Source organism: Nocardioides sp. WG-D5, from assembly GCF_054031175.1.
On the sequence record NZ_CM132928.1, the window covers coordinates 3,215,915 to 3,241,604 of the forward strand.

A 25,690-nucleotide genomic window follows, 5' to 3' on the forward strand; every position below is an offset into this window, starting at 1 on the left:
TGGTCGACCCGGCCAGGGCTACCTGGTGCCGGCGCCCAGGTGGGCGTCGAGGCGCTCGGGGGAGAGCAGGTGGTTGATCGCCACCGCGGCGCAGCCGACCATGCCGGTCGAGTCGGCGTGGGTGGAGGGCACGAAGGTCAGGTCGCGGGTGGCCAGGGCGGTGGAGCGCGAGTAGACGGTCTCGCGTACCCCCGCGGTGAACAGGTCGAACGCGGCGGCCATGTCGCCGCCGATGACCACGACCTCGGGGTTGAGCAGGTTGATCGCGATCGCCAGCACCTCGCCGAACTGGCGGCCGGCCTCGCGCAGCAGACCCCGGGCGATGGCATCGCCGGCCAGCGCGGCGGCGACGAGGTCGCGGATGTGGCCGGCGGAGACGCCGGAGTCGACCAGCCCCTGGGTCAGCGCCCAGCCCGCGGCGACGGTCTCGAGGCAGCCGGTCGCGCCGCAGCGGCAGGGGCGCTCGCCGGCGGACTCGACCCGGGTGTGCCCGATCTCGCCGACGGCGCCGGCGTGGCCGCGCAGCACCTTGCCGTCGGCGATGACGGCCAGACCGAGGCCGGTCGACGCCTTCACGACGAGCGCGTCACGCGGGTGCAGCCCGCTCCCGAAGAGCTCGGCCGTGGCCAGCGCGTCGGTGTCGTTGACGAGCACCAACGGACCGTCGGTGAGCCGCTCGAAGTAGGGGGCGAGCGCGACGCCGTCCCAGCCCCGCATCACCGGTGAGTCGACCGAGACCAGGCGGACAGGGTCGACGACACCCGGCAGGCTCATCCCGACGCCCAGGACCGGCGGGGCGATGCCGTCGAGGAGCCGCTCCAGCCGGTCGGTCACGTCGGGCATCAGGTCGTCGGCCGCGATGCCGACCTCGTGGTCACGGGTGTCGCCGGCGAGCTCTCGGCCGTCGAGGTCGAAGACGGCGAGCTGGCTGCGGGAGCGCCCGATCGCGACGGCCAGGACGACGCCGGCGTCGGCGTTGAAGGTCAACGAGCCCGGTGGCCGGCCACCGGTGGAGGCGAGCTCCTCGCCGGTGAGGATCAGCCCGGCGTCGACGAGGGCCGAGACCCGGGAGACCACGGCCGTACGCGACAGGCCGGTCGTCTTCTGCAGATCGCTGCGGGTCACGGCGCGTCCGGAGCGCACCAGATCGAGTACGTCGGCGGCGGTTGTCATCTCGGGCATGAGGCGAGCGTACGCTACTTATGTCTTCGTCGTACCAAAGATTTACTTGTATCGATCCAAAGATCATGTCATTGTGTGCCAAAGCACACTGTCTTTGGAGGACCCGTGACTGCCGTTTCCCCCACCGTCGCCGACGTGACCGCGCGCCTCATCGAGCGCTCCGCCGCCACCCGGGCCGACTACCTGGCCCGCATCGCGGCAGCCCGTGTCGCCGGGCCCGCTCGCGGCCGGCTCGCGTGCAGCAACCTGGCCCACGGTTTCGCGGCCTCCACCGCGCCGACGAAGGCCGAGCTCAAGGTGATCACCCCCGCGGCCAAGCCCAACGTCGCGATCGTGACCTCCTACAACGACATGCTCTCGGCGCACGCGCCCTACGAGACCTACCCGCCGCTCCTCAAGGCCGCCGTCATGCGGGCCGGCGGGCTGGCGCAGGTCGCCGGCGGCGTACCCGCCATGTGTGACGGCATCACCCAGGGCCGCGACGGCATGCAGGTCTCCCTCTTCTCGCGCGACGTGATCGCGATGTCGGCCGGGATCGCCCTCTCCCACGACATGTTCGACGCGGCGCTGATGCTGGGCGTGTGCGACAAGATCGTGCCGGGGCTGCTGATCGGCGCCCTCTCGTTCGGCCACCTGCCGACCGTCTTCGTGCCGGCCGGCCCGATGTCCTCCGGCCTCCCCAACAAGGAGAAGGCCCGTGTCCGCCAGCGGTACGCGGCAGGCGAGGCCACCCGCGAGGAGCTGCTCGAGGCCGAGGCCGCCAGCTACCACTCCCGCGGCACCTGCACCTTCTACGGCACCGCCAACTCCAACCAGCTGCTGATGGAGGTGCTCGGCCTGCACCTGCCGGGCTCCTCGTTCGCCTCGCCGGACACCCTGCTGCGCGCCGCGCTCAACCGCGCCGCCGCCGAGCGTGCCACCGAGCTGGCGCTCACCGGTGGTCCCGGTATCGGCGAGATGATCGACGAGAAGTCGATCATCAACGCCTGCGTCGCACTGCTCGCCTCGGGTGGCTCGACCAACCACACCATGCACCTCGTCGCGATCGCCCGTGCCGCCGGGATCCAGCTGACCTGGGGCGACCTCTCCGACCTGTCGCCGGTCGTGCCGCTGCTCACCCGGATGTACCCCAACGGCTCCGCCGACGTGAACCGCTTCCACGCCGCGGGTGGCGTGAGCTTCCTGATCCGCACCCTGCTCGAGGCCGGGCTGCTCCACGAGGACGTCACCACGATCCTCGGCCCGGGGCTGTCGGCCTACACCCAGGAGTCACGGCTCACCCGCGACGGCGAGATCGAGCTGGTCGAGGGTGCGCCCACCTCCGGCGACCTCGACGTGCTGCGCCCGGCCGACGACCCGTTCTCGCCCGACGGTGGCCTGCGGGTCCTGACCGGCGACCTCGGCACCGCCGTCATCAAGACCTCCGCGGTGGCGCCCGAGCACCGGGTGGTCTCCGCCCCGGCGGTGGTCTTCGACGACCAGGCCGACTTCCTCACCGCCTTCTCCGAGAAGCGCCTCGACGGTCGCGACTTCGTCGCGGTGATCCGCTACCAGGGCCCCGCGGCCAACGGCATGCCCGAGCTGCACAAGCTCACCCCGGCTCTAGGGGTTATGCAGGACCGCGGCCAGCACGTCGCCATCGTCACCGACGGCCGGATGTCCGGCGCTTCCGGGAAGGTGCCCGCCGCCATCCACCTCACGCCCGAGGCCGCGCTCGGTGGACCGCTCGCCCGCGTGCAGGACGGCGACCTGATCACCGTCGACGCTGTCGCCGGCACCCTGAGCATCGGGGTCGACCCCGACGAGTTCGCGCACCGGCCGACCACCGGCCGCGCTCCGCTCGACGCGGAGTGGCGCGGCACCGGCCGTGAGCTCTTCGCTGCCTTCCGTGCCACCGTCGGCTCTGCCGACACCGGCGCCTCCGTCTTCCAGTTCGCCGCATCGTCCCAGGAGAGCCCTGTCCATGTCTGACCTGAAGTCCACCGACCTGCTCGACCTCTCCCCGGTGATCCCGGTCGTCGTCGTCGACGCTGTCGACCAGGCGGTGCCGGTGGCTCGCGCCCTCGCCGAGGGTGGCGTGCCCGTGGTCGAGCTGACGCTGCGTACGCCGGTGGCGTTGGACGCCATCCGGGCCATCGCGGCCGAGGTGCCGGAGGTCCTGATCGGCGCCGGCACCGTGACCACGCCGCTGCTCGCCAAGGAGGCCGCCGCGGCCGGGGCCCAGTTCCTCGTCTCGCCGGGCGCGACCCCGACGCTGCTCGGCGCGATGCGCGACACCGGTCTGCCGTTCCTGCCCGGCACCGCCACCGTCTCCGAGGCCCTCGCGGTCCTCGAGACCGGCCACACCGCGATGAAGTTCTTCCCGGCCGAGGCCTCGGGTGGCGCCAAGTTCCTGGGCTCGCTGCCCTCCGTGCTCCCCGACGCACGCTTCTGCCCCACCGGCGGCATCACGCTCGCCAGCGCTCCCAGCTACCTCGGTCTCCGCAACGTCGGCTGCGTCGGCGGCTCCTGGCTGACCCCTGCCGACGCGCTCGCCTCCGGCGACTGGGACCGCGTCACTGCGCTCGCGGCCGCCACCGCCGCCCTCCGCTGACCCGGCGCAACTGTCCCGGAAAAACCCGCCGAGTCGGCGCAACTGTCCCGCCTGCGCGGGACTGATGCGCCGACTCGGCGGTTTCTCGCGGGACTGATGCGCCGACTCGGCGGTTTCTCGCGGGACTGATGCGCCGACTCGGCGGGCTAGCGGTAGAGCAGGTACTGGCGGCGGGTCGCGTCGAAGGCGGCCAGCTCCTCGCGCCAGGCCGCCTCGACCTCGTCGCCGGTGGCGCCGGCGTCGATCTGCGTACGCAGTCTCGTCGATCCGGTGAGCTTGTCGATCCAGAACGGGCGGGTGGTGTCCCAGGAGTCCTGGCGCCAGGCGAACTCGGGATAGAGCGCCTTCGCGGTGACCAGCATCTCGACCCCGGTACGGACGGGATCGAACCGGTCGCGGTCCTGGATCGTGACCTGTACGCCGCCGCAGACCTGGCCGGCGAACTTGTTGACCGAGGGGTTGAAGTAGGCCTCCCGGAACGTCACGCCGGGCAGGTTCGCCTCCTCCAGCGCCGCGGCCCAGCGGTGGTCGACGAAGGGTGCCCCGACCAGCTCGAACGGCTTGGTGGTGCCGCGTCCCTCGGAGAGGTTGGTGCCCTCGAACATGCAGGTGCCGGGGTAGGCGAGCGCCGTGTCCGGCGTCGGCATGTTGGGGCTCGGCAGGACGAAGTCGAGGCCGGTGTCGGCGTACAGCATCGTCCGTCGCCACCCGGAGACCTGCACGATGTCGAGCTGGTCCAGCCGCCCGCCGGCGTGCTCCTCGAGGAACTCGCGGTCGAAGAACCGGGCCAGCTCGCCGACCGACATCCCGTGCTGCTGGACGATCTCGCGGGCGCCGACACCCGAGGTGTACGCCGCCGTCATCATCGGTCCGCGGGCGGTCCCACCCACGGGGTTGGGCCGGTCGAGGACCACGAAGCGCTTGCCGGTCGCGACAGCTGCCTGCATCGCCGTCCACATCGTCCAGATGTAGGTGTAGAACCGGGAGCCGACGTCCTGGATGTCGAAGACGACCGTCTCGACGTCGGCCGCCGTGAACAGCTCCCTCATCTTCGCCACGTTCGCGCCGTAGGCGTCGTAGACCGTCAGCCCGGTGCGCTCGTCGACGAACGTCCCCTCCGAGCCGCCCGCCTGGGCCGTGCCGCGGAAGCCGTGCTCCGGTCCGAACACCCCGGCGATGCTCACGGCCCCCGACTCGTGCATCTCGTCGACGATGTTGCGCAGGTTGCGCAGCACGCCGGTGGGGTTGGTGATGATGCCGACCCGTTCGCCGGACAGCACCGCCCAGCCGTCGGCCGCGGCCCGGTCGGCGCCCGGCCGGACAGCCTCGCCGCGCCCGAGCGGATCGACTGCCGCGCCCGCCGCCTCCGCCGCGCTCGCCGAGCCGGTCGAGCCGGTGAGGAGCGGAGTCGCCGCGGCGCCGGCCACGGCAGCGCCGAGCAGGCGGCGCCGGTCGATCCTGGGGACTTCAGTGCTCATGGGGCGCTCCTGTGCCGAGGGGGAGATCACCTTGCAGGCTAGCCCTGAAGGCGTCGCGCGGCAGGCGATTCGACCGCTCGTCGCGGCAGATCGACCGTTCGTCGTCGTGCCGGTCGGTTGGGGCTGGACACCGCAGGTGAATGTGACCAAGGTCACAGATCGCCCCAACCCATTTCGACAGATCTCGGAGGTGACCCATGCCGTCCTCGTCCAAGGGCTCGTGGATCCTCGTCGGGGTCCTCCTGGTCGCGGCAGCAGCCCCGTCACTCGCGGTGCCGCTGTACGCGAAGGAGGACCCGACGTTCGCCGGATTCCCGTTCTACTTCTGGTTCCAGCTCGTCCTCATCCCCTGCTCGGTCCTGTTCACGACCGTCGCCTACTTCGTCGCCAAGGCCGCGTTCCGGCGTGACCGTGCCGCCGCCGGGCGCCCATGGAAGGAGGGCGGCCAGTGAGCGCCGTAGCGGTCTCCGTCTTCGCCTTCCTCTTCCTGCTGGTCACGATCCTCGGCTTCTCCGCCGCGCGCTGGCGCCGCGCGAAGTCGATGGACAACCTCGACGAGTGGGGCCTCGGTGGCCGTGGGTTCGGTACGTTCGTGGCCTGGTTCCTCATCGGCGGCGACCTCTACACGGCCTACACCTTCATCGCGGTCCCCGCGACGCTGTTCGCCGGCGCCGCCGTCGGCTTCTTCGCCGTGCCCTACACGATCCTCGTCTACCCGATCATCTTCGCGTTCCTCCCGAAGCTGTGGTCGGTCTCGCACAAGCACGGGTACGTCACCCCGGCCGACTTCGTCACCGGCCGCTACGGGTCCAAGTCCCTCGGTCTCGCGGTCGCGCTGACCGGCCTGCTCGCCACGATGCCCTACATCGCCCTGCAGCTGGTCGGCATGGAGGTCGTGCTCGAGGTGATGGGCCTGCAGAGCGACTCCTCGAACTGGTTCATCCGTGACCTGCCGCTCTTCATCGCGTTCGCGGTGCTGGCCGCCTACACGTACTCCTCCGGGTTGCGGGCGCCGGCGCTGATCGCGTTCGTGAAGGACTCGCTGATCTACATCGTGATCATCGTGGCCATCATCTACATCCCGTCGCAGCTCGGTGGCTGGGCCAACATCTTCGAGACGGTGCAGGGCAGCTTCGACACCTTCAACACCGAGAACGCCGACGCGATCGCCGCCGGCGACGCGGCACCGAAGGCGCTCTTCCCGTCGCAGGCCGCCGGCCAGTGGGCGTACGCCTCGCTCGCCCTCGGCTCCGCGCTGGCGCTGTTCATGTATCCGCACTCGATCACCGGCGTCCTCTCCACGCGCAGCCGGAACGTGATCCGTCGCAACGCCTCGCTGCTGCCGGCGTACTCGTTCCTGCTGGGGCTCCTGGCGCTCCTCGGGTTCGTCGCCCTCGCCGCCGGCGTCATGGTCGGTGACCCGCCGAACCCGCAGCTGGCGATCCCGCAGCTCTTCGAGGACCAGTTCCCGGCGTGGTTCGCCGGTGTCGCGTACGCGGCGATCATCATCGGTGCCCTGGTGCCGGCGGCGATCATGTCGATCGCGGCGGCGAACCTGTGGACGCGCAACATCTACAAGGCCTACCTCAGGCCCGACGCGACCCCGCAGGACGAGGCCAAGCAGGCCAAGATCGTGTCCCTGATCGTGAAGTTCGGGGCGCTGCTCTTCGTGCTGGCGCTGTCGAAGTCGTACGCCATCAACCTGCAGCTGCTCGGGGGCGTCTGGATCCTGCAGACGCTGCCGGCGATCGTCGTCGGGCTCTACACCCGGTGGTTCCACCGCTGGGCGGTCCTGGCCGGCTGGGCGGTCGGGATGGCGTACGGGACGTACGTCGCCTACGGCGTCTCCTCGCCCACGCAGGAGCACTTCGGCGGACCGCTGGCGCCGTTCCCGGGCACGGAGACCCCGATCTACATCGCGCTCACCGCGTTCCTGCTCAACATCGTCGTGGTCGTCGTGCTGACTCCGATCCTGAGGGCGCTCAAGGTGTCCGACGGTGAGGACGCCACGGTGGCGTCGGACTACTCGGTCGACGCCGGCGACGAGGGTGTCGTCGACGAGCTGAGCTCGACGACCGAGGTGCGCTGAGCGATCCCGGGCAAAGTCCCGCAAACGCGTCCCAGTGGCGGGTTTGCGGGACTTTTCTCATATTTCCGATGTAACTGCAACGTCAACGCACGGAAGTACGTAACAGGTATCGAAAGGGTCTGATCCGGACCGATCTCGGGAGCGTCCATGTGGGGCAATGAGGCAGTTACGGCCTCGACGAGCAGTCGAGGCGACATGTGTCGGGCCGTGACGGCTCGCCATGCCTCGATGGCCGCGACCGAGCGTGATGTCGAGCAACGGATCCATGCAGGCGATTGGGCGCCGGGGGGCGTCGTCTGTGTGGATCTACCACCGGGCGTGACAGTGGCAGATCCTCGGGACTGCCGATCCGTCCGGTCCGATGGGTGGGGCTACGAGCACGACCAGAACCGCGCTCGCTCCACCCGGCGGGACCCCGTCGGTGCCACCGCGATCCCCGTGCGCTCGGGCGCCGGGAGTAGGCGCTGACGGGGTCCCGTGTCCCATGCCGTGCAACTCAAGTCAGGAGAACGCGATGAGCTCGAAGGTCCTCGGGGCACTTCGGAAGACCGTGGCGGCGACCCTCGTGGCCGGTGGCCTCGTGGCCGCCGGCGCCGGGGTCGCCTGCGCCGACTCGCAGTCCGTAGAACACGCTGACGGCAGGGCCGCACCGGCGGCCGCGTCGAAGCCGATCAAGGCTCCGGATCGAGGGCCGGTCGGCCCGGTGACGGTCTCGGGAGCGCAGTCCGGGAACGACGCAGCGGTGACGGTGACGACAGACGGGACGACGGTCGTGGCCAGTGGCCGCGCGCACCTCGAGTCTCCTGTCGACCAGGCCGGGGGTGGTGTCGTCCACCATGACGAGGACACCGCCTCGCCGCTCGGCAACGGCCGCGACGTCGGCCTCGGTACGGATCAGCTGGGATTTGCCGGGGGAGTCACGGGCGACTCCTCGTCCGTCGATGCCGTCGGCACGGCTCGCATCGGGGTGGAGAAGCACTACAACGTCCCGAACGGGTACTGAGCGCGTCAGTTGACGCCGGGAGACGCGTCGGGGCCACCGGGAGGTTTCCCGGTGGCCCCGCTGTGGTTTCACCGACGGTGGTCGGTGTCTCTTCAGGCCTCCGTCTTGATGGCGGAGATGTCGAACTCGAGCTTGATCTTCTCGGAGACGAGCACGCCGCCGGTCTCGAGAGCGGCGTTGAAGGAGAGGCCCCAGTCGGTGCGGTTGATCGCCACGGCACCCTCGAAGCCGACGCGGGTGTTGCCGAACGGGTCCTTGGCGGAGCCGGTCTGCTCGAACGGGACGGTGACCGACTTGGTCGTGCCCTTGATGGTCAGGTCGCCGGTGATGTTCCAGGTCTCGCCGTCGAACTCGACCTCGGTCGACTCGAAGGTGATGTTGGGGTGGGCCTCGTTCTCGAAGAAGTCGCCCGAGAGCAGGTGAGCGTCGCGGTCGGCGTTGCCGGTGTCGACGGAGTCGGCCTTGATCGTGAGCGAGACCTTGGACTTGGCCGGCTCGGCGGTGTCGATCGTCGCGGTGCCCTCGAACTCCTTGAAGGAGCCGCGGACGGTGGTCACCATCGCGTGGCGGGCCGAGAAGCCCAGGCGGGTGTGGGCGACGTCGAGGGTGTAGTCACCCGAGATGTCCTCGATGGCGGCGGTCGGGGTGTCGAACTCGGTCGCGGCGGGGGCCGTGTCCTTCTTGCTGAAAATGCCCATGGCGGATGTGCTCCTGGAAGAATTGGTTGAAACTGCAAGCATCATAACGGGGGAATCTCGCCCAATGTTCCCGCTCTCGTGCGTGTTTCTGACGGCGGCGGAAGATTGGTTGCAGTGACAACGCTATCCCTAAACGCACGAGGCCCGCTCCCCTGTCGGGAGCGGGCCTCGGAAGCGTTGTGCGGTTGTCAGGCAGCGTGACGGGTGGTCGCGGGTGCACTGACTTCGACCCAGCGGGCCTCCATGTGCTTGCGGCCGCGGCGGTCGACGACAGGGAGCCAGCGAAGCTCGAGCTTGCCAGTCACTTTATTTCCGTTCATCAGACACCTCCTGTTCACCTTGTGTTCACCTAAGGTACCGCACCTCCACCCCGATGTCCAAGTAGTCCGCCAGATGGTGTGGCCCGCTCCACCTGGGGGCATCGGAATGGGCGATCTGAGCGACCGCCGCCCCACCTGATGACCAATCGCCTGTTTCTGCCCGAAATCGGGCAGAAACTTGCTCGTTGTCTCGGGTGTGCCCCACAGTTGGTGGGGTGAGTGCCGAGGAACCCCTGATCGACCACCTGGTCGCGACCACCGGGCTCTCGTCCGCGGAGGCGGCGCGGGTGGTCGAGGACGTGGTGGCGTACTTCGACGAACCGGTCGAGACGTACGTACGCCGCCGGCATGCGCAGCTGAAGACCTACGGCGCGAAGAACGACGCGATCTTCGCGCAGCTGGCCGAGGAGCTGCGGGCGCGGGTCGTTGCCGCGCCGCGGCTGACCGAGCGGCAGCTGCGACGGCTCATCTACGGATAGGACGGACAAGGACACATGTGCGGAATCGTCGGCTACATCGGACCCCAGCAGGCTGCCGGCCTGCTCACCGAGGGGTTGGCCCGGCTCGAGCACCGCGGGTATGACTCGGCGGGCGTCGCGGTGCTGGGCAGCAGGCTGCAGGTGGTGAAGAAGGCCGGGCGCGTACGCGACCTGGTCGATGCCCTCCCGAAGCGGTTCGCCGGCAAGGTCGGGATCGGGCACACCCGGTGGGCCACCCATGGCCCCGCCAACGACACCAACGCTCACCCGCACGTCTCCGCCGACGGGCGGGTGGCGGTTGTCCACAACGGGATTGTCGACAACGCCGCCTCGTTGCGGGAGCGCCTCACCGAGGCGGGCGTCGAGCTGGTCAGCGACACCGACACCGAGGTCTTCGCGCACCTCATCGGATTGTCGACTGCAGACAATCTGGAGGCGAAGGTCGTCGACGCGCTCTCCCAGGTGGAGGGCACCTGGGGGCTGGCCGTCGTGCACGCCGACTTCCCCGACCGCATGGTCGTGGCTCGCAACGGCTCGCCGCTGATCGTGGGTGTCGGCGACGGGGAGATGTACGTCGCGTCCGATCTGGCCGCGGTCGTACGCCACACCACCACCGTCGCCCACCTCGACGACGGCGAGCTGGCGACCGTCACCGCGACCGGCTTCACGACCTTCCGCCAGGACCTCACGACGACCACCACGACGGCCCGTGAGGTCGACGTGGACCCGTCGGCGTACGAGTACGGCGAGCTCGCCGACGAGCCGCGGATGTTCACCGAGATCCTCGAGCAGCCGTCCTCGGTCGAGCGCGCGCTCCGCGGGCGGCTCGACGAGCGGTTCGGGACGGCTCACCTCGGCGGGCTCAACCTCGATCCCCGCGAGCTGCGCGCGATCCGCCGGGTGAAGATCCTCGGCTGCGGTTCCGCCTACTACGTCGGTCAGATGGGTGCGGGGCTGATCGAGGAGCTGGCCCGGATCCCCGCCGACGCCGAGGCTGCCTCCGAGTTCCGCTACCGCAACCCGATCATCGAGCCCGACACCCTCTATGTCGTCGTCTCCCAGTCCGGCGAGACCATCGACACCCTGCTCGCCGTCCAGGAGATCAAGCGCAAGGGCGGCCGGGTGCTGGGCGTCGTCAACGTCGTCGGCTCGGCGATCGCGCGCGCCGTCGACGGCGGCATCTACCTGCACGCCGGCCCGGAGATCGCGGTCGCCTCGACCAAGGCCCTGACCAACATGTACGTCGCGTTCTCCCTGCTGGCGCTCCAGCTCGGCCGGGTTCGCGACCTCTCGATCGCCGACGGGAAGCGACTCATCGCCGGCCTGCAGGCACTGCCGACCCAGATCGAGGAGATCCTCAAGAGCGAGTCCCACCTCGAGGAGGTCGCGGCGCGCCTGGCCGAGGCCGAGTCGATGTTCTTCGTCGGTCGCGTACGCGGCTACCCGGTCGCCCGCGAAGGCGCGCAGAAGCTGAAGGAGATCTCCTACCGGCACGCCGAGGCGTACCAGACCTCCGAGCTCAAGCACGGCCCGCTCGCGCTGATCTCGGAGTCCGTGCCGACGGTCGCGATCGTCCCCCAGGACGAACTGACCGACCGCAACGTCGCGGCCCTGCACGAGATCAGCGCCCGCCGCGGGCCGCTGGTCGTCGTCACCCACCCCGAGGTCGACCTCGGCGAGCTCGACGCACTGCGGGTCGACGTACCGAAGAACGAGGTCGAGCTCGACCCGATCCTGCTGACCATCCCGCTCCAGCTGATCGCCTTCCATGCCGCCAAGGCCCTCGGCCACGACGTCGACAAGCCGCGCAACCTCGCAAAATCGGTAACCGTTGAGTAGTGGGGAGCGGTTGAATCGGGCCATGCGTCTGGCGGGTATCAATCTCCATCCGGTGAAGTCGACGGCGATCAGGCCGGTGCAGGAGGCGTACGTCGGCAGGGCGGGGCTCGTCGGGGACCGGGAGTGGATGGTCGTCGACGGTGAGGGGAAGCTCGTCTCCGCCCGGGAGGTCCGCGAGCTCTTCACCGTCGTCGCCGACACCCCGGCGACGGGCGGCGGGGCAGACCTGCGGCTGAGCGCGCCCGGGCACGAGGCGATCGAGCTGGCGCTCCCGAGCGAGGGCGTACGCGACGTGCAGATGTTCAACCGCCCGAGGATGCGTGTGCGCCCGGCCGGTCCGGAGGCCGATGCGTGGCTGCGCCGCGTCCTCGGCCGCGACGACCTGTCGCTGGTGTGGTGCCACGACCCGTTCCGCCGCGTGCTCGACGCCGAGGACGGGTTCGGCCCGTCCGACCGCGCCGCCTTCCAGGACGACTCCGCGGTCTCGCTGATCACCGACGCCTCGGTCGCCGCGATCGACTCCTGGAGCGAGGTGACGATCACCGCGCAGCGGTTCCGGCCCAGTCTCCTGGTCGAGGGTGCCGAGGAGGCGTTCGCGGAGGACGGGTGGAAGGAGATCGCCATCGGACCGGTCCGGTTCCGGGTGGTCTCGGCGGTCCCGCGATGCGTGATGACCACCATCGATCCGGTGACGCTGGAGAAGAGCAAGGAGCCGCTGCGTACGCTCGCGGTCCATCGGAGGTGGGACGGCAAGACCTGGGCGGCGGTGCACCTCGGCGTCGTCCACCCCGGTGAGATCGCGGTCGGCGACGAGGTCATCGTCTCCTGAGTGACGGGGACCACCGCGCCGAGGAATGTCGAGATCGTGCTATAAGGGCCTACCGTTGGATGGTGAGCACCGACGCTGATTCTGCCGTATCCACCACTCCCGCGACCGAGGAGCCGATCGTGGAGGCAGATCAGGGTCCGACCTTCGATTCACTCGGTCTGTCCGCGGGCGTTCTCGAGGCCGTGAAGGCCCTCGGTTACGAGACGCCGAGCGCGATCCAGGCCGCGACCATCCCCACGCTGCTCCAGGGGCGTGACGTCGTCGGTCTCGCGCAGACCGGCACCGGGAAGACCGCCGCGTTCGCGCTGCCGGTTCTCTCCAACCTCGACGTCTACCAGAACGCGCCGCAGGCGCTGGTGCTCGCGCCGACGCGTGAGCTCGCCCTGCAGGTGTGCGAGGCGTTCGAGCGCTACGCGTCCAACCTCGACGGCGTACGCATCCTGCCGGTCTACGGCGGCCAGGGCTACGGCCCGCAGCTGACCGCGCTCCGCCGCGGCGTCCACGTCGTCGTCGGCACCCCCGGCCGGATCATGGACCACCTGGAGAAGGGCACGCTGGACCTCTCCCAGCTGCGCTTCCTGGTGCTCGACGAGGCCGACGAGATGCTCAACATGGGCTTCGCGGAGGACGTCGAGACGATCCTCGCCGAGACCCCCGAGGACAAGCAGGTCGCGCTCTTCTCCGCGACCATGCCGGCCCAGATCCGCCGGCTCTCGAAGAAGTACCTGCGCGACGCCGAGGAGATCTCGGTCAAGGCGAAGACGCAGACCAACACCAACATCACCCAGCGCTACCTGATGGTGTCCTACCCCCAGAAGGTCGACGCGCTCACGCGCATCCTCGAGGTCGAGAACTTCGAGGGCATGATCGTCTTCACGCGCACGAAGTCCGAGACCGAGTCGCTGGCCGAGAAGCTGCGTGCGCGTGGCTTCGCCGCGACCGCGATCAACGGCGACATCGCCCAGGCCCAGCGCGAGAAGACCGTCAACCAGCTCAAGGACGGCTCGCTCGACATCCTGGTCGCGACCGACGTCGCGGCCCGTGGTCTGGACGTCGAGCGGATCTCGCACGTCGTCAACTACGACCTGCCGACCGACGTCGAGGCCTACGTCCACCGCATCGGTCGCACCGGCCGCGCCGGCCGCACCGGTGACGCGATCTCCTTCGTCACCCCGCGCGAGCGGTGGCTGCTGCGTGCGATCGAGAAGCACACCAAGGCCCAGCCGGTGCAGATGCAGCTGCCCTCGGTCGACGAGGTCAACGCGACCCGCCTCTCCCGCTTCGACGACGGCATCACCGCCGCGCTCCAGGAGGGCGAGAAGATCGAGTTCTTCCGCGACGTGGTGCGTCACTACGTCGACGAGCACGACGTCCCCGAGGTCGACGTCGCCGCCGCGCTGGCCGCGGTGCTCCACGGCGAGGAGCCGCTGCTCCTGGAGCCGGAGCCCGAGAAGCCTGCCTACGAGGAGCGCCGGGGCCGTCGCGACCGCGACGACCGCGGGGGCGAGCGAGGCGGTGAGCGTCGCGAGACGTCGCGGTCGCGTGGCAACGGGCAGCCGCTGGCGACGTACAAGATCCAGGTGGGCAAGCGTCACCGCGTCGAGCCGCGCCAGATCGTCGGCGCCATTGCCAACGAGGGTGGCCTGCGCCGCGCCGACTTCGGCAACATCTCCATCCGCAACGACTTCTCGCTCGTCGAGCTGCCCGCCGACCTGGCTCCCGAGACCTGGAAGGCCCTCGAGTCGACCCGCATCTCCGGCAAGCTCATCGAGCTCTCCGAGGACTCCGGTGGCGGCCCCGTGCGTCGCTCGGGTGGTCGCTTCGACCGCAGCCAGGGGTCGCGTCGCGGTGCGCCCGAGGCCGGTGACCGGCCCCGCAAGCCGCGTCAGAAGCGCAAGTTCGACTGACCCGAGACGTCGCCCGCGTCGGCCGACGCGTCACGCGCGTCGGCCGACTGGTCGTGTCGGTGACGTCTCGGCCGACCTGAGTGACGCTTCGGCAGGTCAGCAGGCGGCGAGGGTGCGCTGGGCCGAGGCGGCGACCAGCGCGAACGGGGTCACCATGAAGGCGATCGCGGCCAGCGCGACGATCACGGTGAGGCTGCCGGTGAGGGCCAGCATCGTGAGGCCGATGACCGGGATCACGACCGCGATGGCGAAGGCCCAGGTCGCAGCGATGCGTGCGGTGCGCCGGCCGACCGCGAGCCACCGCTGACCGATCGCGGTGACCACGAGTGCGATGGCGGCGCCCAGTGCGCCGATCGTGCCGACGTACTCGATGATCGTGTCCAGCACGTTGAACAGGCCGGCATCGGGAGCCGCAAGCTGCCCGCTCGAACCCAGGTCGATCCCGTCGTCCCACAGGAACGCCTGCGGGATCATGACGAGGACGAGCATGAGGGCGGTACGTCGCGCGGCACCGATCGCGACGGTGTCGCGGAAGCCGGGAGCGATGTCGTCGACCGAGCCGAAGTCGCGCAGCGCCAGGGCTTCCGCCTCGGTGGTCGTGTAGCCGGCCGCGGCGTAGGCCTCGGTCGCGTCCTCGAGATGGTCACCGGCCTCGCGCAGGAGGTCGCGCCGGGTCCAGCTCGGGCCGGGGATCGCGGCACGCAGGTCCGCTAGGTAGACGTCGACGGCGCTCATGCGCCCCATCTTCCGTCCCCAGCGGCCTCGGCCACATCAGGGAACTCCCTGAATGGTTCGCCACAACTGCTGATTCGGTCGCCAGAAGTGCCGACTCGGCCGACGTACGTGACGCCTCGGCCGACCGGGGTGACGCCTCGGCGGGTCAGGCTTCGCCGAGTACGCCGGAGACGACCTTGGCGAAGGTGCGCCACTCCTGACGGTGGGCGGCGAGGGCGTTGCGGCCGGCGGAGGAGAGCTCGTAGGTGCGGCGCTTGCGGCCGCCGACCTCGGACCAGGAGCTGTCGAGGTAACCGGCCTTCTCCAGGCGGCGCAGGGCCGGGTAGATCGTGCCGGTGGGGAGGTCGAGCTCACCACCGCTGCGAGCGCTGAGCGCCTCGATGATCGCGTAGCCGTGAAGGGGCTGCTTCTCGACGACGGCCAGGATCAGCGAGTCGAGGTGGCCACGGAGGGCGTCGGCTTTCATGTAGACAGCCTACACAGTCCGTCGTACATTGTCTCCATACATGTTGTCTGTCTACAGGTAGTCAGACAAACACCGACAAGGAGACATGATGACCATCCAGACGACCACGAGACCCAGTCCGCTGCGGCGGCTGGCGTCCTTCTCCCAACGCCACCACTGGACCGCGCTGCTGCTGTGGGTGGTGGTGCTCGTCGGCGTGACCGCGGCCGCGCAGAGCATCGGCGACGACTACCGCAACTCCTTCGACATCCCGGGCACGCAGTCGCAGGAGATGGCCGACCTGCAGGCGAAGCACGGTGGGTCGACGGGCGACGAGATCCGCGCGGTCATCCACGACGAGCGTGGATGGAACACCGACCAGCAGGCCGTCGACGACCTGCTCGCGGAGCTCGCCGAGGTGCCGCACGTGGAGGCCGTCGAGGCCGCCGACCCGCAGCGCGGGTCGGTGAGCGAGGACGGTACGACCGCGCTGGTCACCATCGTGATGGACGCCGAGCCCGGCGAGCTCCCGATCAGCGCCTACGAGCCGTTCCTCGAGATCGCGGACGAGACCACGACCGACGATCTCCAGATCGAGATGGCCGGCGACTCGATGCGCGAGGTGAACGAGGGCGAGGGCGGCAGCTCCGAGGGAATCGGCATGCTCGCCGCGCTGGTGATCATGCTGTTCATGTTCGGCTCGTTCCTGGCGGCGAGCCTGCCGCTGATCACCGCGATCTTCGCGGTCGGCACCACCTTCGGCGTGGTCACGCTGCTCTCCCACCTCACCACGATCCCGGACTACACCGCCCCGATGCTCATGATCGTGGGGCTCGGTGTGGGCATCGACTACGCGCTGCTGGTCTTCTCGCGCTACCGCAGCGAGCTGCTCCACGGCGCCACCCGCGAGGACGCCACCGCGACCGCGATCGACACCGCCGGGCGCTCGGTCCTCTTCGCCGGTGTCAGCGTGATCCTGGCGCTCTGCGGTCTCTACGTGCTGCAGCTGACCTCGATCCAGGGGGTCGTGCTCGGCGTCGCGCTCACCGTCCTGATGACCATGATCGCCGCGGTCACCCTGCTCCCGTCGCTGCTGACCCTGTTCGGCAAGCGCCTGGAGAAGTCCGTACGCCGCCACGCCGCCCGATCCCGTCGCGAGCCCGGTCAGCGCTGGCGGTCCTGGGCCTCCGGCGTCCAGCGGCACCCGTGGGCCGCACTGCTCGTCTCCCTGGTCGCCCTCGGCGCGCTGGCCACCCCGGTCCTCGGTCTCCAGCTCGGTTTCGCCGATGCCGGCAACGACGACCCCTCCTCGACCACGCGGAAGGCCTACGACCTGGTCAGCGACAAGTTCGGTCCCGGTGCCAACGGTCCGCTCGTGATCATGACCGAGGGCTCGCAGGGGCAGGCGGCCGCGGCGTACGAGAAGGTCCAGGGGTACGACGGCGTGGCCGCCGTGACGCCCCCGCAGCCGTCGGCCGACGGCGCGGTGTTCACCTCCATCGCCTTCCCCGAGACCGGCCCGCAGGACGCCGAGACCACCGAGCTGGTCAAGGACCTGCGAGCGGACCTCGGCGACGACGCCCTGGTCGGCGGCTCGACCGCGGCGCTGATCGACTACTCCGACGCGGTCGGGAAGAAGCTGCCGCTCTTCATCGGGCTCGTGGTCGGGCTCTCCGCGCTGCTGCTGATGTGCGTCTTCCGCTCGGTCGCGGTGGCGATCAAGGCAGCCGTCCTCAACCTGATCTCGATCGGTGCCTCGATGGGGGCGATGACGTACGTCTTCCAGGAGGGGCTGCTCGGGGTCGAGCCGGGTCCGATCGAGGCGTTCCTGCCCGTGATGACCTTCGCGATCGTCTTCGGGCTCTCGATGGACTACGAGGTCTTCCTGATCTCACGGATGCGCGAGGAGTGGCTGCGCAGCGGCGATGCCCAGGAGGCGGTCCGGGAGGGCCTGGCGCACACCGGCGGTGTCATCACCGCGGCCGGCGCCATCATGGTCGTGGTGTTCGGAGCCTTCTGGTTCAGTCCTGACCGGATGCTCCAGGAGATGGGCTTCGTGATGGCGGTGGCGGTGCTGCTCGACGCGGTCGTGGTGCGGTGCCTGGTGGTGCCCGCCGTGATGTGTATCCTCGGTGCCGGTGCGTGGTGGCTGCCGAGGTGGCTCGACCGGATCCTGCCGCGTCTCCAGAACGTCGAATGAACCCGGGTAAGCGGGTTCCGGACAGTTACTTGGACGTGAAACAAATTTCCTGCGGGGAGACGTAAGGGCGCGTACAACCGAAGGGAAGGGCCGCACCCCCAGCGGTCCCCGGCTTTCGGGAGTTGCCATGAACGTGATCTTCCGCCTGTCCACAGTCCGCCTCGCGGTCTCCCTCACCTCCATCGCCCTTCTCGGCGCCGGCCTCGCCGTCGCCCCCGGCTCCCCAGCCTCAGCGGCTGGGGAGCCGTACGTCGCGCTCGGTGACTCCTACTCCTCGGGAGTCGGCACCCGCACCTACATCAACGACGGCAGCAGCTGCAAGCGGTCGACCCTGGCGTACCCCAGCCTGGTCGCCGCGGCGAAGGGCTACAGCCTCAACTTCCGCGCCTGCTCCGGAGCGGTCGTCGCCGACGTCACCAACAGCCAGCTCAGCGCGCTGTCCACCTCGACCCGCTACGTGACCATCTCGGTCGGCGGCAACGACGCGGGCTTCGCCGACGTGATCACCGAGTGCGCGCTGCCCGCCTGGGCGAGCGACTGCTCGGGCGCGGTCGCGGGTGCGCAGAGCTACATCCGCAACACGCTCCCGGGCAGCCTCGGGACGCTCTACTCGAGGATCCGTTCGGCCGCACCCAACGCGAAGGTGGTGGTCGTCGGCTACCCGAAGCTGTTCATGGGGGAGGACTGCAACGCCTTCACCTGGTTCAGCCCGCAGGACGAGGCGATCCTCAACGACACCGCGGTGCTCCTCAACAACACCACGGCCTCGCGCGCGAGCGCCGCCGGGTTCACCTACGTCAACCCGATCAGCCGGTTCACCGGACACGCGGTCTGCGACGACGTGGAGTGGATCAACGGCCTCTCCGACCCGATCGAGGAGTCCTACCACGCCAACGCGGCCGGACACCGTGACGGCTACACGCCCCTGGTGAGCTCGCCGCTCACCGGAGCCACCCTCACCGCCGGCCCCGCGGTGATCGCCGCTGCCGAGGCGACCGGTCCCGCACAGGCCGCCAAGCAGAGGACGTACGCCGCGCTCGACCGCCACATCGAGCCGAAGGTGTTCCAGCCGCCGACCCGTGAGCGCCTGCAGAAGCTCGCCGACCAGCGTGGGGTCGACCTGGACGCCTGGCTGGCGACGCACTGATCCGAGCGGTCGTGAAGCCGAGCGTGGCCCACCGGTCACACTCGGCTTCACAACCTCTGCGTTGGACGGGTGTAACCCAATCTTGGGGGCAAGGCTGATAGAACCGTTCCATGCGAGTCTCCCGGGGCATTGCGGCCCTTGCTGTCGCCTTACCGCTGCTTGCCGGCTGTGGTGGAGCCAAGGACCCCGGTCCGAGCATGTCGACCCTGACCACGGCCCTGGAGCGCGGCACGTTCACGAAGGTCGACTTCGTGGCGAAGACCGATCCTGCTGCCGTCGCGGCCGACTACCACGACCTCACCGGCAACCTGTTCGGGAAGCTCGGGGCGCCGGACGTGTCCGCCACCAAGCCCACCTTCACCGGCCACGGCACCGACAGCGCGAAGTCGACGCTCACCTGGGCGTGGGGCCTTCCGGGCGGCCGGTGGACCTACGAGTCGGAGGTCGAGCTCCGCAAGACCGGTGAGAAGTGGGAGTTCGTCTGGGAGCCGACCGTCGTCGCGCCCACGCTCGCCGAGGGACGTAGCCTGCACGTCGAGACCGTCCAGCAGCAGCGTGGCGAGATCCTGAGCACCTCGGGCGAGACCCTTGTCGCCGACCGTCCGGTCGTCACGGTGGGCATCGACAAGACGCTGATCGACCCGGTCGCGGCGCCCGCTGCCGCCCGTGACGTCGCCGCGATCGTCGGCATCAACCCCAAGCGCTACGCCAAGCGGGTCCGGGCGGCCGGGGACAAGGCGTTCGTCGAGGCCCTCTCGATCCGCAAGCCGATGATGACGAAGGCCAAGGCCTCCAGGATCGCCAAGATCAAGGGCGCCGCGATGCTCAACCGGACGCTGCCGCTCGGCCCGACCAAGGAGTTCGCCTCGCCGGTCGTCGGCATCGTCGGCGAGGTGACGGCGGAGATGATGAAGAAGAAGCCCGGGACCTACCTCCCCGGCGATCTCGCCGGGCTCTCCGGGCTGCAGGCCCGCTACGACGACCAGCTGCGGGGCAAGCCCGGGCTGCAGGTCTCGGTGCTCGGGGACGAGGGCGAGGTGCTCAAGAAGCTCTACAGCACCGATCCGATCGACGGGAAGTCGCTGACCGTCACCCTCGATGCGCGGATGCAGAAGAGTGCCGAGAAGATCTTGAAGGAGGTCAAGCCCGAGAGCGCCCTGGTCGCGATCCGGCCCAGCGACGGCGCCGTGCTGGTCGCCGCCAACGGCAAGGACAACAAGATGAACCTGGCCACCTACGGCCAGGCGGCGCCGGGATCGACCTTCAAGGCCGCGACCACGCTCGCGCTGCTGCGCAAGGGCCTCGACGCCGACAGCCGGGTCACCTGTCCCGCCAAGGCCACCGTCGACGGCAAGACGTTCAAGAACGACTCCTGGTACCCGAAGTCCGCACTCGGGGAGATTACGCTCGCCCACGCCGTCGCCGAGTCCTGCAACACCGCCATGATCGGCGCGGCGGGCGAGGTCGGTCACGCCGAGATCGCCTCGGCCGCCGCCTCCCTGGGCTTCGGCATCGACCGCGACGCCGGCTTCACCTCCTACTTCGGCCAGATCCCCGAGCCAGCGGGCGACACCGAGCACGCCGCCGACCTGATCGGACAGGGCAAGGTGCTCGCCTCGCCGCTCGTGATGGCCACCGTCATCGGTTCCATCCAGGCCGGTCACACCGTGGTCCCGAACCTCGTCCAGGGCCAGGCCGCCAAGCCGTCGGGCGTGGAGCCGCTGGCTGCCGACGAGGCTGCGGAGCTGCGTACGATCTTCCGGGGTGTGGTCACCGACGGCACCGGTCGCGGCCTGGCCGACGTGCCGGGCAAGCCGGTGATCGCCAAGACCGGCACGGCGGAGTTCGACCGCAACGGCAAGCGCCTCACCCACACCTGGATGATCGCGGCGCAGGGCGACCTGGCCGTGGCGGTCTACGTCGACGAGGGCGAGAACGGGGCGGCCACCTCGGGCCCGCTCGTCGAGGCGTTCCTGCGGATGGTCAACGAGCGCTGAGGCGCCACCCAAATGCGTTGTGGCCCGGCCGTGAGGCCGGGCCACAATCGATTTCCCTCGGTGTCTCTCCACCGACGGGGGGAACAGTAGAGAGACTCGAGGGGCGAGCCTGGCGGCCTTTCGGCCGCGAGGCCCGGTCGAGGTTTGGAGTGCTCCCTCCCTACGTCGACGTGGATACATAACCAGACTTGTTTCTGGCTGTCACGTTTATGCCCGTTTTCTACAGAGTTCTTGACCGAGTGTGGGCAAGCTGTGGCCCGGTCACTGCGGAGCGCTGTCGGCGGGGATCTCCGCGATGCCGTTCTCGCTCGTCGTGGACACGGCCTTGCGGAGCATCGAGCCGAGGTCGACGCCCGTGGTGGTCTTGAGCATGTTGAGCGTCTGGACGACGTTGTCGTTGACCTGCTTCGGGATGGCGCCCGCACCCTCGGTGGAGAGGACGGTGAGGCTGTCGATCGCGCTGATCGGCGCGGCGACCTCCTTGGCGATCCGCGGCAGGACCTCGATCAGCATCTGCAGCACGGCGGCGTCGTTGTAGGACGCGAACGCCGAGGCGCGCTTGTCCATCGCCTCGGCCTCGGCCTGTCCCACGGCCAGCGTCGCGGCGGCGCTCGCCTCACCCTCGGCCCGGGTCGCCTCGGCGCCGGCCAGACGCAGCGACTTCTGCGCCTCACCGCGCTTGGCACCCTCGATGGCCTCGGCCTCGGCCAGCGCGGCACGGCGGGCCTTCTCCGCCTCACCGGTGAGCCGGGCCTGCTCGGCGTCCGCCTCGGCCGCGGCGATGGTGGCCGCCTTGCGGGCCTCCGCGGCGGCGATCTCCGAGTTACGCCGACCCTCCGCCTCCTGCTCGACGCGGTAGCGCTCGGCGTCGGCAGGCTTGCGCACCTGGGTCTCGAGCTGGCGCTCGGTCAGCGCCGCCTGGCGTACGGCGACCTTCTCCTGCTCGGTGAGGATGGCCTGGTCGCGGTCGGCCTGGGCGAGCGGGCCGGAGGCGGCGGCGTTGGCAGCGGCCGCGTCGGTCTCGGCCTTGATCTCGGCCTGCTTGAGGGCGAGCGCGCGCTGAGCGATCGCGATCTCCTCCTCGGCCTTGATGCGCGCCTGCTCGGCGGCACGACGCGCCTCCGCCTCGGCGATCGAGGCGGCCTGGGTGATGCGGGCGGCCTCGGGGCGACCGAGGTTGGCGAGGTAGGAGCCGTCGTCGGTGACGTCCTGGATCTGGAAGGTGTCCAGGATCAGGCCCTGGCCGGTGAGCGACGACTCGGACTCGTCGGCGACCCGCTGGGCGAAGGCGGCCCGGTCACGGATGATCTGCTCGACGGTCAGACCACCGACGATCGAGCGCAGCGCGCCGGCGAGCACCTCCTGCGTGAACGGCTCGATCTCCTCCTGCTGGGAGAGGAACCGCTGCGCGGCGAGCCGGATCTGGTCGGCGTTGCCGCCCACCTTCACGATGGCGACGCCGTCGAGGTTGAGCTTGATGCCCTGGCCGGAGACCGCGCCGCGGATCTGCACCGAGATCCGGCGCGAGGAGAGGTCCATCGTCGCCAGCTTCTGGACGAACGGCACCACGAAGACACCGCCACCGAGCACGACCTTCTGGCCGGACAGGTCGGTGGTGAGCTGGCCGGTCTCCGGGTTGAGGACGGCCTTGCCCTTGCGGCCGGTGACGATGAACGCCTGGTTGGGACCGGCGACCTTGTAGCGGCTGGTGACCAGCAGCAGGAGCAGGATGAGAAGTACGACAAGGCCGGCGATCGGCACCAGCAGTTCCATGAGGACCCCTTCAGGTCAGGAGGTGATCTCGCGCCACGTCGGCGCGACGGTGACTGCCGTCGGTGAGAGGACCCCGGTCACGTGCACGGGGGTGCCGGGCGTGATCGCCTCGTCGAGCTCGGGAGCCTTGGCGTTGTAGGTCACCGTGTGGCCCCCGAGGGCGACCCGCACCACGCCGAACCCGCCGGCCGGGATCGTGGTGATCACCGCGGCGTCCAGCCCGACGGCGGCGTCGCCCGAAGGCGCCGCGTCGGTGTTCTCCTCCTTCAGGAGGCGGGTCAGCCACAGCGCGAACCAGGCGAAGAGGGCGCCGCCCAGGACTCCGATCCCGATGGCCGGGAGCGTGCCGACCGGGCCGACGGCGAGGGCGCCGCCGAACCCGAAGGCGGACACGAATCCGCCGATCGCGGCGGTCGAGAACCAGTCGGCATCGAGCGCGCCGCCGAGGAAGCCGTCGAGGAGGTCGCCGATCACCAGCGACACCAGCAGGAGGCCCAGCCCGACGGCTCCGATGATCAGGAACGTCGTCACACCAAACCTTTCGGCAGAGTCTCCACACTGAGCAGCAGTCTGGTGCGGACTTTATCCGTCGAGCCGGGGCTTGTCCGCCCTATTCGAAGGTCCAGAGAAGAAGCTCCGTCGGTACGCCCGCACTGACCGTGAACTCCGGCGGCAGATCCTCGCCGGCGGTGACCTCGAAGGCATCCCCGGCGGTCAGCGGCTCGGCCATGCCGCTGCGCAGCAGGGCGCCGGAGGCGACGTGGAGATGGCGGAGACGACCGTCCGGGAGGGTGATCTCGGCGGGGCCGTCGGTGCCGACATGGCCGACCAGCAGCGACCCCTGGTCCAGGCGGACCGCCTCGACCCACTCGCCCTCGACCGGGGTGACGTCGTGGACGGCGTACGCCGGCTCGCCGGTGCTGCCCGTCACCCAGACCTGGATGAACCGGGTGCCGGAGGCGGAGGCGAACTCGGAGTGGTCGACGCCGTCGCCGGTGGTGAAGACACCGACCTGGCCACGGGCGACGGTCCCGGTGGCGCCGGTCGAGTCGGTGTGGGTCACCTCGCCCGAGATCGGCCAGGTGACGATCGTGACCCCGGCATGGTGGTGGTTCTCGAAGCCCTCCCCGTTGCGCAGCAGGTGCTCGTCGTAGGCCACGATCGGGCCGAAGCCGACCCTGCTGGGGTCGTAGTGGGGTCCGAAGGAGTAGGTGTGCCAGGTAATTTTTCCTGGCCTGAGGCCGGGTGGACGTTCCGTGAATCGGGCGGTTCCTCGGCGGATCTGGGCAGTCACAGTCATGATTGTGCCGTGGCGTTTCCCAAGTTCCCGACTGGCTTCGTGTTCGGCACTGCAGACGCCACCCGGCCGGGGGGCGAGCAGGATGTTGCGCTGCTCATGCGTCTCGGTGCGCCGGGATACCGGTTCGCGGTCTCCTGGCGTGAGCTTCAGCCGGGTGGTCGCGGTGTCTTCGATCCCGATGCCCGCGCTCGCTACGACCGCCTGGTCGACGAGCTGCTCGAGGCCGGCCTGCGCCCGTCGGCCACGCTCTACGCCGGTGAGCTGCCCGAGCCGCTGGCCGCCGACGGCGGCTGGCTCAACCGGGCCACGGTCGATGCCTTCGGTGAGTACGCCCAGACGGTCGCCGACCTGATCGGCGACCGCGTCCCGGAGTGGGTGCCGGTCCAGGATCCCAACGTGGCCGGCTACCTCGGCTACGGCCTCGGCACGATAGCGCCCGGCCGCCGGGCCGGCTGGGGCGTCGTCGCGGCGATGCACCACCTGCTGCTGGCTCACGGTCGCGGCGTGCAGGTGCTGCGCGCCGCCGGGGTCGGGTCCGTCGGCTGCGCGAACCACCACGAGCCGATCTGGCCGCTCTCGGAGGATCCCGCCGACGTCGGCGCCGCCAAGCTCATCGATCTCGCCTGGAACGCGGTGCCGCTCGAGGCGATGCTGCTGGGCCGCTACCCCCGTGACCTCGCCGGTCTCGCCGACGAGGTCGTGATGCCCGGCGACATGGCCGTGATCCGCTCGCCCCTGGACTTCTACGGGGTCAACTTCTTCGCCCCGCAGCGCATCGGCGCCTCCGCCGAGGGCGACGACATCCCGTTCCGGATGGTGCCGCTCGTCGGCTACCCCGCCACCGACACCGGCTGGGGCGTGGTGCCGACCGCCCTGCGGGAATGGCTGATCATCACCCGGTCCCGTTATCGCGCCGCGATGCCGCCGATCGTGGTGACCGAGTGCGGTGCTGCGTACGACGCTCCGGTGGTGGACGGCGAGGTCGACGACCAGGCCCGGATCGACTACCTCGAGGCACACCTGGAGGCGGTCTCGGCCGCGATCGAGCGTGGCGTCGACGTGCGCGGCTTCTACGCCTACACCCTGCTCGACCGCGACGGCTGGGAGGCTCCGTTCACCGGCAAGGACTGGGAGGACGGCGTCGGCGGGAAGTACGGCCTGGTCCACGTCGACTCCGCCGGGGTGCGTACGCCGAAGCGGTCCTTCGGGTGGTACGCCGAGATGGTCGCCGCCCACGCCGAGGGCGCGCCGACCGGCTAGAACGCCAGCTTCTCGCCGATCGCCCTGATTGCGTCCAGGTCGCCCGGGTGCGGCACCCACGGGAGCGTGAGCGAGTCCTTGGACTTGTCGGTGTAGCGCGGGATCACGTGGAAGTGCAGGTGGAAGACGGTCTGCCACGCCGCCGGCCCGCAGTTGTTGAGTACGTTGACCCCGTCCGCCTGCAGCACGTCGACCGCCCGCCGCGCGACCGCCTGGGCGGCCTTCGCGGTGGAGGCGTAGACCGCCGGGTCGGCCTCCAGGACGTCCTTGGTGTGCGTCTTCGGCACCACCACCGTGTGCCCTTCGGCAGCGGGCGCGATGTCCATGAAGGCGTACGTCTCGTCGTCCTCGTAGACCTTCGTCGAGGGGATGTTGCCCGCGACGATGTTGCAGAACAGGCAGTCGGGATCGCTCAT

The 25,690-nt window shown here is 69.9% G+C and carries 22 protein-coding genes; 13 read left to right on the forward strand and 9 right to left on the reverse strand.

The window, feature by feature from the left end:
• Positions 1-18 precede the first annotated feature (18 nt).
• Positions 19-1,182, reverse strand: coding sequence for an ROK family protein (locus ACWZJV_RS15700; RefSeq protein WP_457177005.1), 1,164 nt, complete (start codon positions 1,180-1,182; stop codon positions 19-21).
• 105 nt (positions 1,183-1,287) lie between these two features.
• Between ACWZJV_RS15700 and edd the strand changes: the two genes are divergently transcribed.
• Both edd and eda read left to right on the forward strand, forming a co-directional pair.
• Positions 1,288-3,153: a phosphogluconate dehydratase gene (edd, locus tag ACWZJV_RS15705; RefSeq protein ID WP_457177006.1), complete on the forward strand. Its 1,866-nt coding sequence runs from the start codon at positions 1,288-1,290 to the stop codon at positions 3,151-3,153.
• On the forward strand, positions 3,146-3,775 hold the full coding sequence (gene eda, locus ACWZJV_RS15710; RefSeq protein WP_457177008.1) for a bifunctional 4-hydroxy-2-oxoglutarate aldolase/2-dehydro-3-deoxy-phosphogluconate aldolase: 630 nt from the start codon (positions 3,146-3,148) through the stop codon (positions 3,773-3,775). The genes edd and eda overlap by 8 nt, the downstream gene beginning before the upstream one ends.
• 146 nt (positions 3,776-3,921) lie before the next feature.
• On the opposite strand, the gene ACWZJV_RS15715 is transcribed toward eda, so the two are convergent.
• Positions 3,922-5,253 carry an exo-beta-N-acetylmuramidase NamZ family protein gene (locus ACWZJV_RS15715; protein ID WP_457177009.1) on the reverse strand — a complete coding sequence of 444 codons (1,332 nt, stop codon included), beginning with the start codon at positions 5,251-5,253 and terminating at the stop codon, positions 3,922-3,924.
• 197 nt (positions 5,254-5,450) lie between these two features.
• Between ACWZJV_RS15715 and ACWZJV_RS15720 the strand changes: the two genes are divergently transcribed.
• The 3 genes from ACWZJV_RS15720 (at position 5,451) to ACWZJV_RS15730 (ending at position 8,345) form a co-directional block, all read left to right on the forward strand.
• Positions 5,451-5,705, forward strand: a complete 255-nt coding sequence (locus ACWZJV_RS15720; protein ID WP_008355993.1) for a DUF3311 domain-containing protein — start codon at positions 5,451-5,453, stop codon at positions 5,703-5,705.
• Entirely contained in the window at positions 5,702-7,342 is a 1,641-nt protein-coding gene (gene mctP / locus ACWZJV_RS15725; RefSeq protein WP_457177011.1) for a monocarboxylate uptake permease MctP, read from the forward strand. The genes ACWZJV_RS15720 and mctP overlap by 4 nt, the downstream gene beginning before the upstream one ends.
• A gap of 514 nt (positions 7,343-7,856) precedes the next feature.
• Complete coding sequence (locus tag ACWZJV_RS15730) at positions 7,857-8,345, forward strand: hypothetical protein (protein ID WP_457177012.1); 489 nt, start codon at positions 7,857-7,859, stop codon at positions 8,343-8,345.
• Between the two features lie 92 nt (positions 8,346-8,437).
• Here the strand turns inward: ACWZJV_RS15730 and ACWZJV_RS15735 are convergent, their stop codons facing one another.
• On the reverse strand, positions 8,438-9,043 hold the full coding sequence (locus tag ACWZJV_RS15735; RefSeq protein WP_008355997.1) for a YceI family protein: 606 nt from the start codon (positions 9,041-9,043) through the stop codon (positions 8,438-8,440).
• A 535-nt stretch (positions 9,044-9,578) separates the two neighbouring features.
• On the opposite strand from ACWZJV_RS15735, the gene ACWZJV_RS15740 reads away from it, so the two are divergent.
• Genes ACWZJV_RS15740 through ACWZJV_RS15755 form a run of 4 tightly spaced genes read left to right on the forward strand, consistent with a single transcriptional unit; the run spans position 9,579 to position 14,417 of the window.
• Entirely contained in the window at positions 9,579-9,842 is a 264-nt protein-coding gene (locus ACWZJV_RS15740; RefSeq protein WP_008355999.1) for a hypothetical protein, read from the forward strand.
• A gap of 15 nt (positions 9,843-9,857) precedes the next feature.
• The gene (glmS, locus tag ACWZJV_RS15745) at positions 9,858-11,681 is read left to right on the forward strand and encodes a glutamine--fructose-6-phosphate transaminase (isomerizing) (RefSeq protein WP_196875920.1); all 1,824 of its coding nucleotides are present in this window, start codon (positions 9,858-9,860) and stop codon (positions 11,679-11,681) included.
• 22 nt (positions 11,682-11,703) lie between these two features.
• Positions 11,704-12,510, forward strand: coding sequence for an MOSC domain-containing protein (locus ACWZJV_RS15750; RefSeq protein ID WP_457177015.1), 807 nt, complete (start codon positions 11,704-11,706; stop codon positions 12,508-12,510).
• A gap of 59 nt (positions 12,511-12,569) precedes the next feature.
• Entirely contained in the window at positions 12,570-14,417 is a 1,848-nt protein-coding gene (locus ACWZJV_RS15755) for a DEAD/DEAH box helicase (protein WP_008356004.1), read from the forward strand.
• Positions 14,418-14,513: 96 nt separating this feature from the next.
• On the opposite strand, the gene ACWZJV_RS15760 is transcribed toward ACWZJV_RS15755, so the two are convergent.
• Both ACWZJV_RS15760 and ACWZJV_RS15765 read right to left on the reverse strand, forming a co-directional pair.
• The gene (locus ACWZJV_RS15760) at positions 14,514-15,152 is read right to left on the reverse strand and encodes a permease prefix domain 1-containing protein (protein ID WP_457177017.1); all 639 of its coding nucleotides are present in this window, start codon (positions 15,150-15,152) and stop codon (positions 14,514-14,516) included.
• 145 nt (positions 15,153-15,297) lie between these two features.
• A complete protein-coding gene (locus ACWZJV_RS15765; protein ID WP_008356007.1) occupies positions 15,298-15,618 on the reverse strand; it encodes a PadR family transcriptional regulator in 321 nt (106 codons plus the stop codon).
• An 88-nt stretch (positions 15,619-15,706) separates the two neighbouring features.
• On the opposite strand from ACWZJV_RS15765, the gene ACWZJV_RS15770 reads away from it, so the two are divergent.
• From ACWZJV_RS15770 to ACWZJV_RS15780, 3 genes are all read left to right on the forward strand, one after another.
• Positions 15,707-17,797, forward strand: coding sequence for an MMPL family transporter (locus tag ACWZJV_RS15770; RefSeq protein WP_457177019.1), 2,091 nt, complete (start codon positions 15,707-15,709; stop codon positions 17,795-17,797).
• A 127-nt stretch (positions 17,798-17,924) separates the two neighbouring features.
• Positions 17,925-18,944 (forward strand): SGNH/GDSL hydrolase family protein, encoded by a 1,020-nt coding sequence (locus ACWZJV_RS15775; protein ID WP_457177021.1) that lies wholly within the window; start codon positions 17,925-17,927, stop codon positions 18,942-18,944.
• Positions 18,945-19,141: 197 nt separating this feature from the next.
• The gene (locus ACWZJV_RS15780) at positions 19,142-20,941 is read left to right on the forward strand and encodes a penicillin-binding transpeptidase domain-containing protein (RefSeq protein ID WP_457177023.1); all 1,800 of its coding nucleotides are present in this window, start codon (positions 19,142-19,144) and stop codon (positions 20,939-20,941) included.
• Between the two features lie 261 nt (positions 20,942-21,202).
• Here ACWZJV_RS15780 and ACWZJV_RS15785 read toward each other — a convergent pair whose 3' ends face one another.
• The 3 genes from ACWZJV_RS15785 to ACWZJV_RS15795 all read right to left on the reverse strand — a co-directional run bounded on the left by ACWZJV_RS15785 (position 21,203) and on the right by ACWZJV_RS15795 (position 24,008).
• Entirely contained in the window at positions 21,203-22,714 is a 1,512-nt protein-coding gene (locus tag ACWZJV_RS15785; RefSeq protein WP_196875914.1) for a flotillin family protein, read from the reverse strand.
• A gap of 15 nt (positions 22,715-22,729) precedes the next feature.
• Positions 22,730-23,245 (reverse strand): hypothetical protein, encoded by a 516-nt coding sequence (locus tag ACWZJV_RS15790; protein ID WP_008356016.1) that lies wholly within the window; start codon positions 23,243-23,245, stop codon positions 22,730-22,732.
• A gap of 79 nt (positions 23,246-23,324) precedes the next feature.
• Positions 23,325-24,008: a pirin family protein gene (locus ACWZJV_RS15795; RefSeq protein ID WP_457177024.1), complete on the reverse strand. Its 684-nt coding sequence runs from the start codon at positions 24,006-24,008 to the stop codon at positions 23,325-23,327.
• A gap of 15 nt (positions 24,009-24,023) precedes the next feature.
• Between ACWZJV_RS15795 and ACWZJV_RS15800 the strand changes: the two genes are divergently transcribed.
• Positions 24,024-25,274 (forward strand): glycoside hydrolase family 1 protein, encoded by a 1,251-nt coding sequence (locus tag ACWZJV_RS15800; protein ID WP_457177026.1) that lies wholly within the window; start codon positions 24,024-24,026, stop codon positions 25,272-25,274.
• Here ACWZJV_RS15800 and ACWZJV_RS15805 read toward each other — a convergent pair.
• Positions 25,271-25,690, reverse strand: a complete 420-nt coding sequence (locus ACWZJV_RS15805; protein WP_008356022.1) for an HIT family protein — start codon at positions 25,688-25,690, stop codon at positions 25,271-25,273. The two genes, ACWZJV_RS15800 and ACWZJV_RS15805, sit on opposite strands and share 4 nt — an antisense overlap.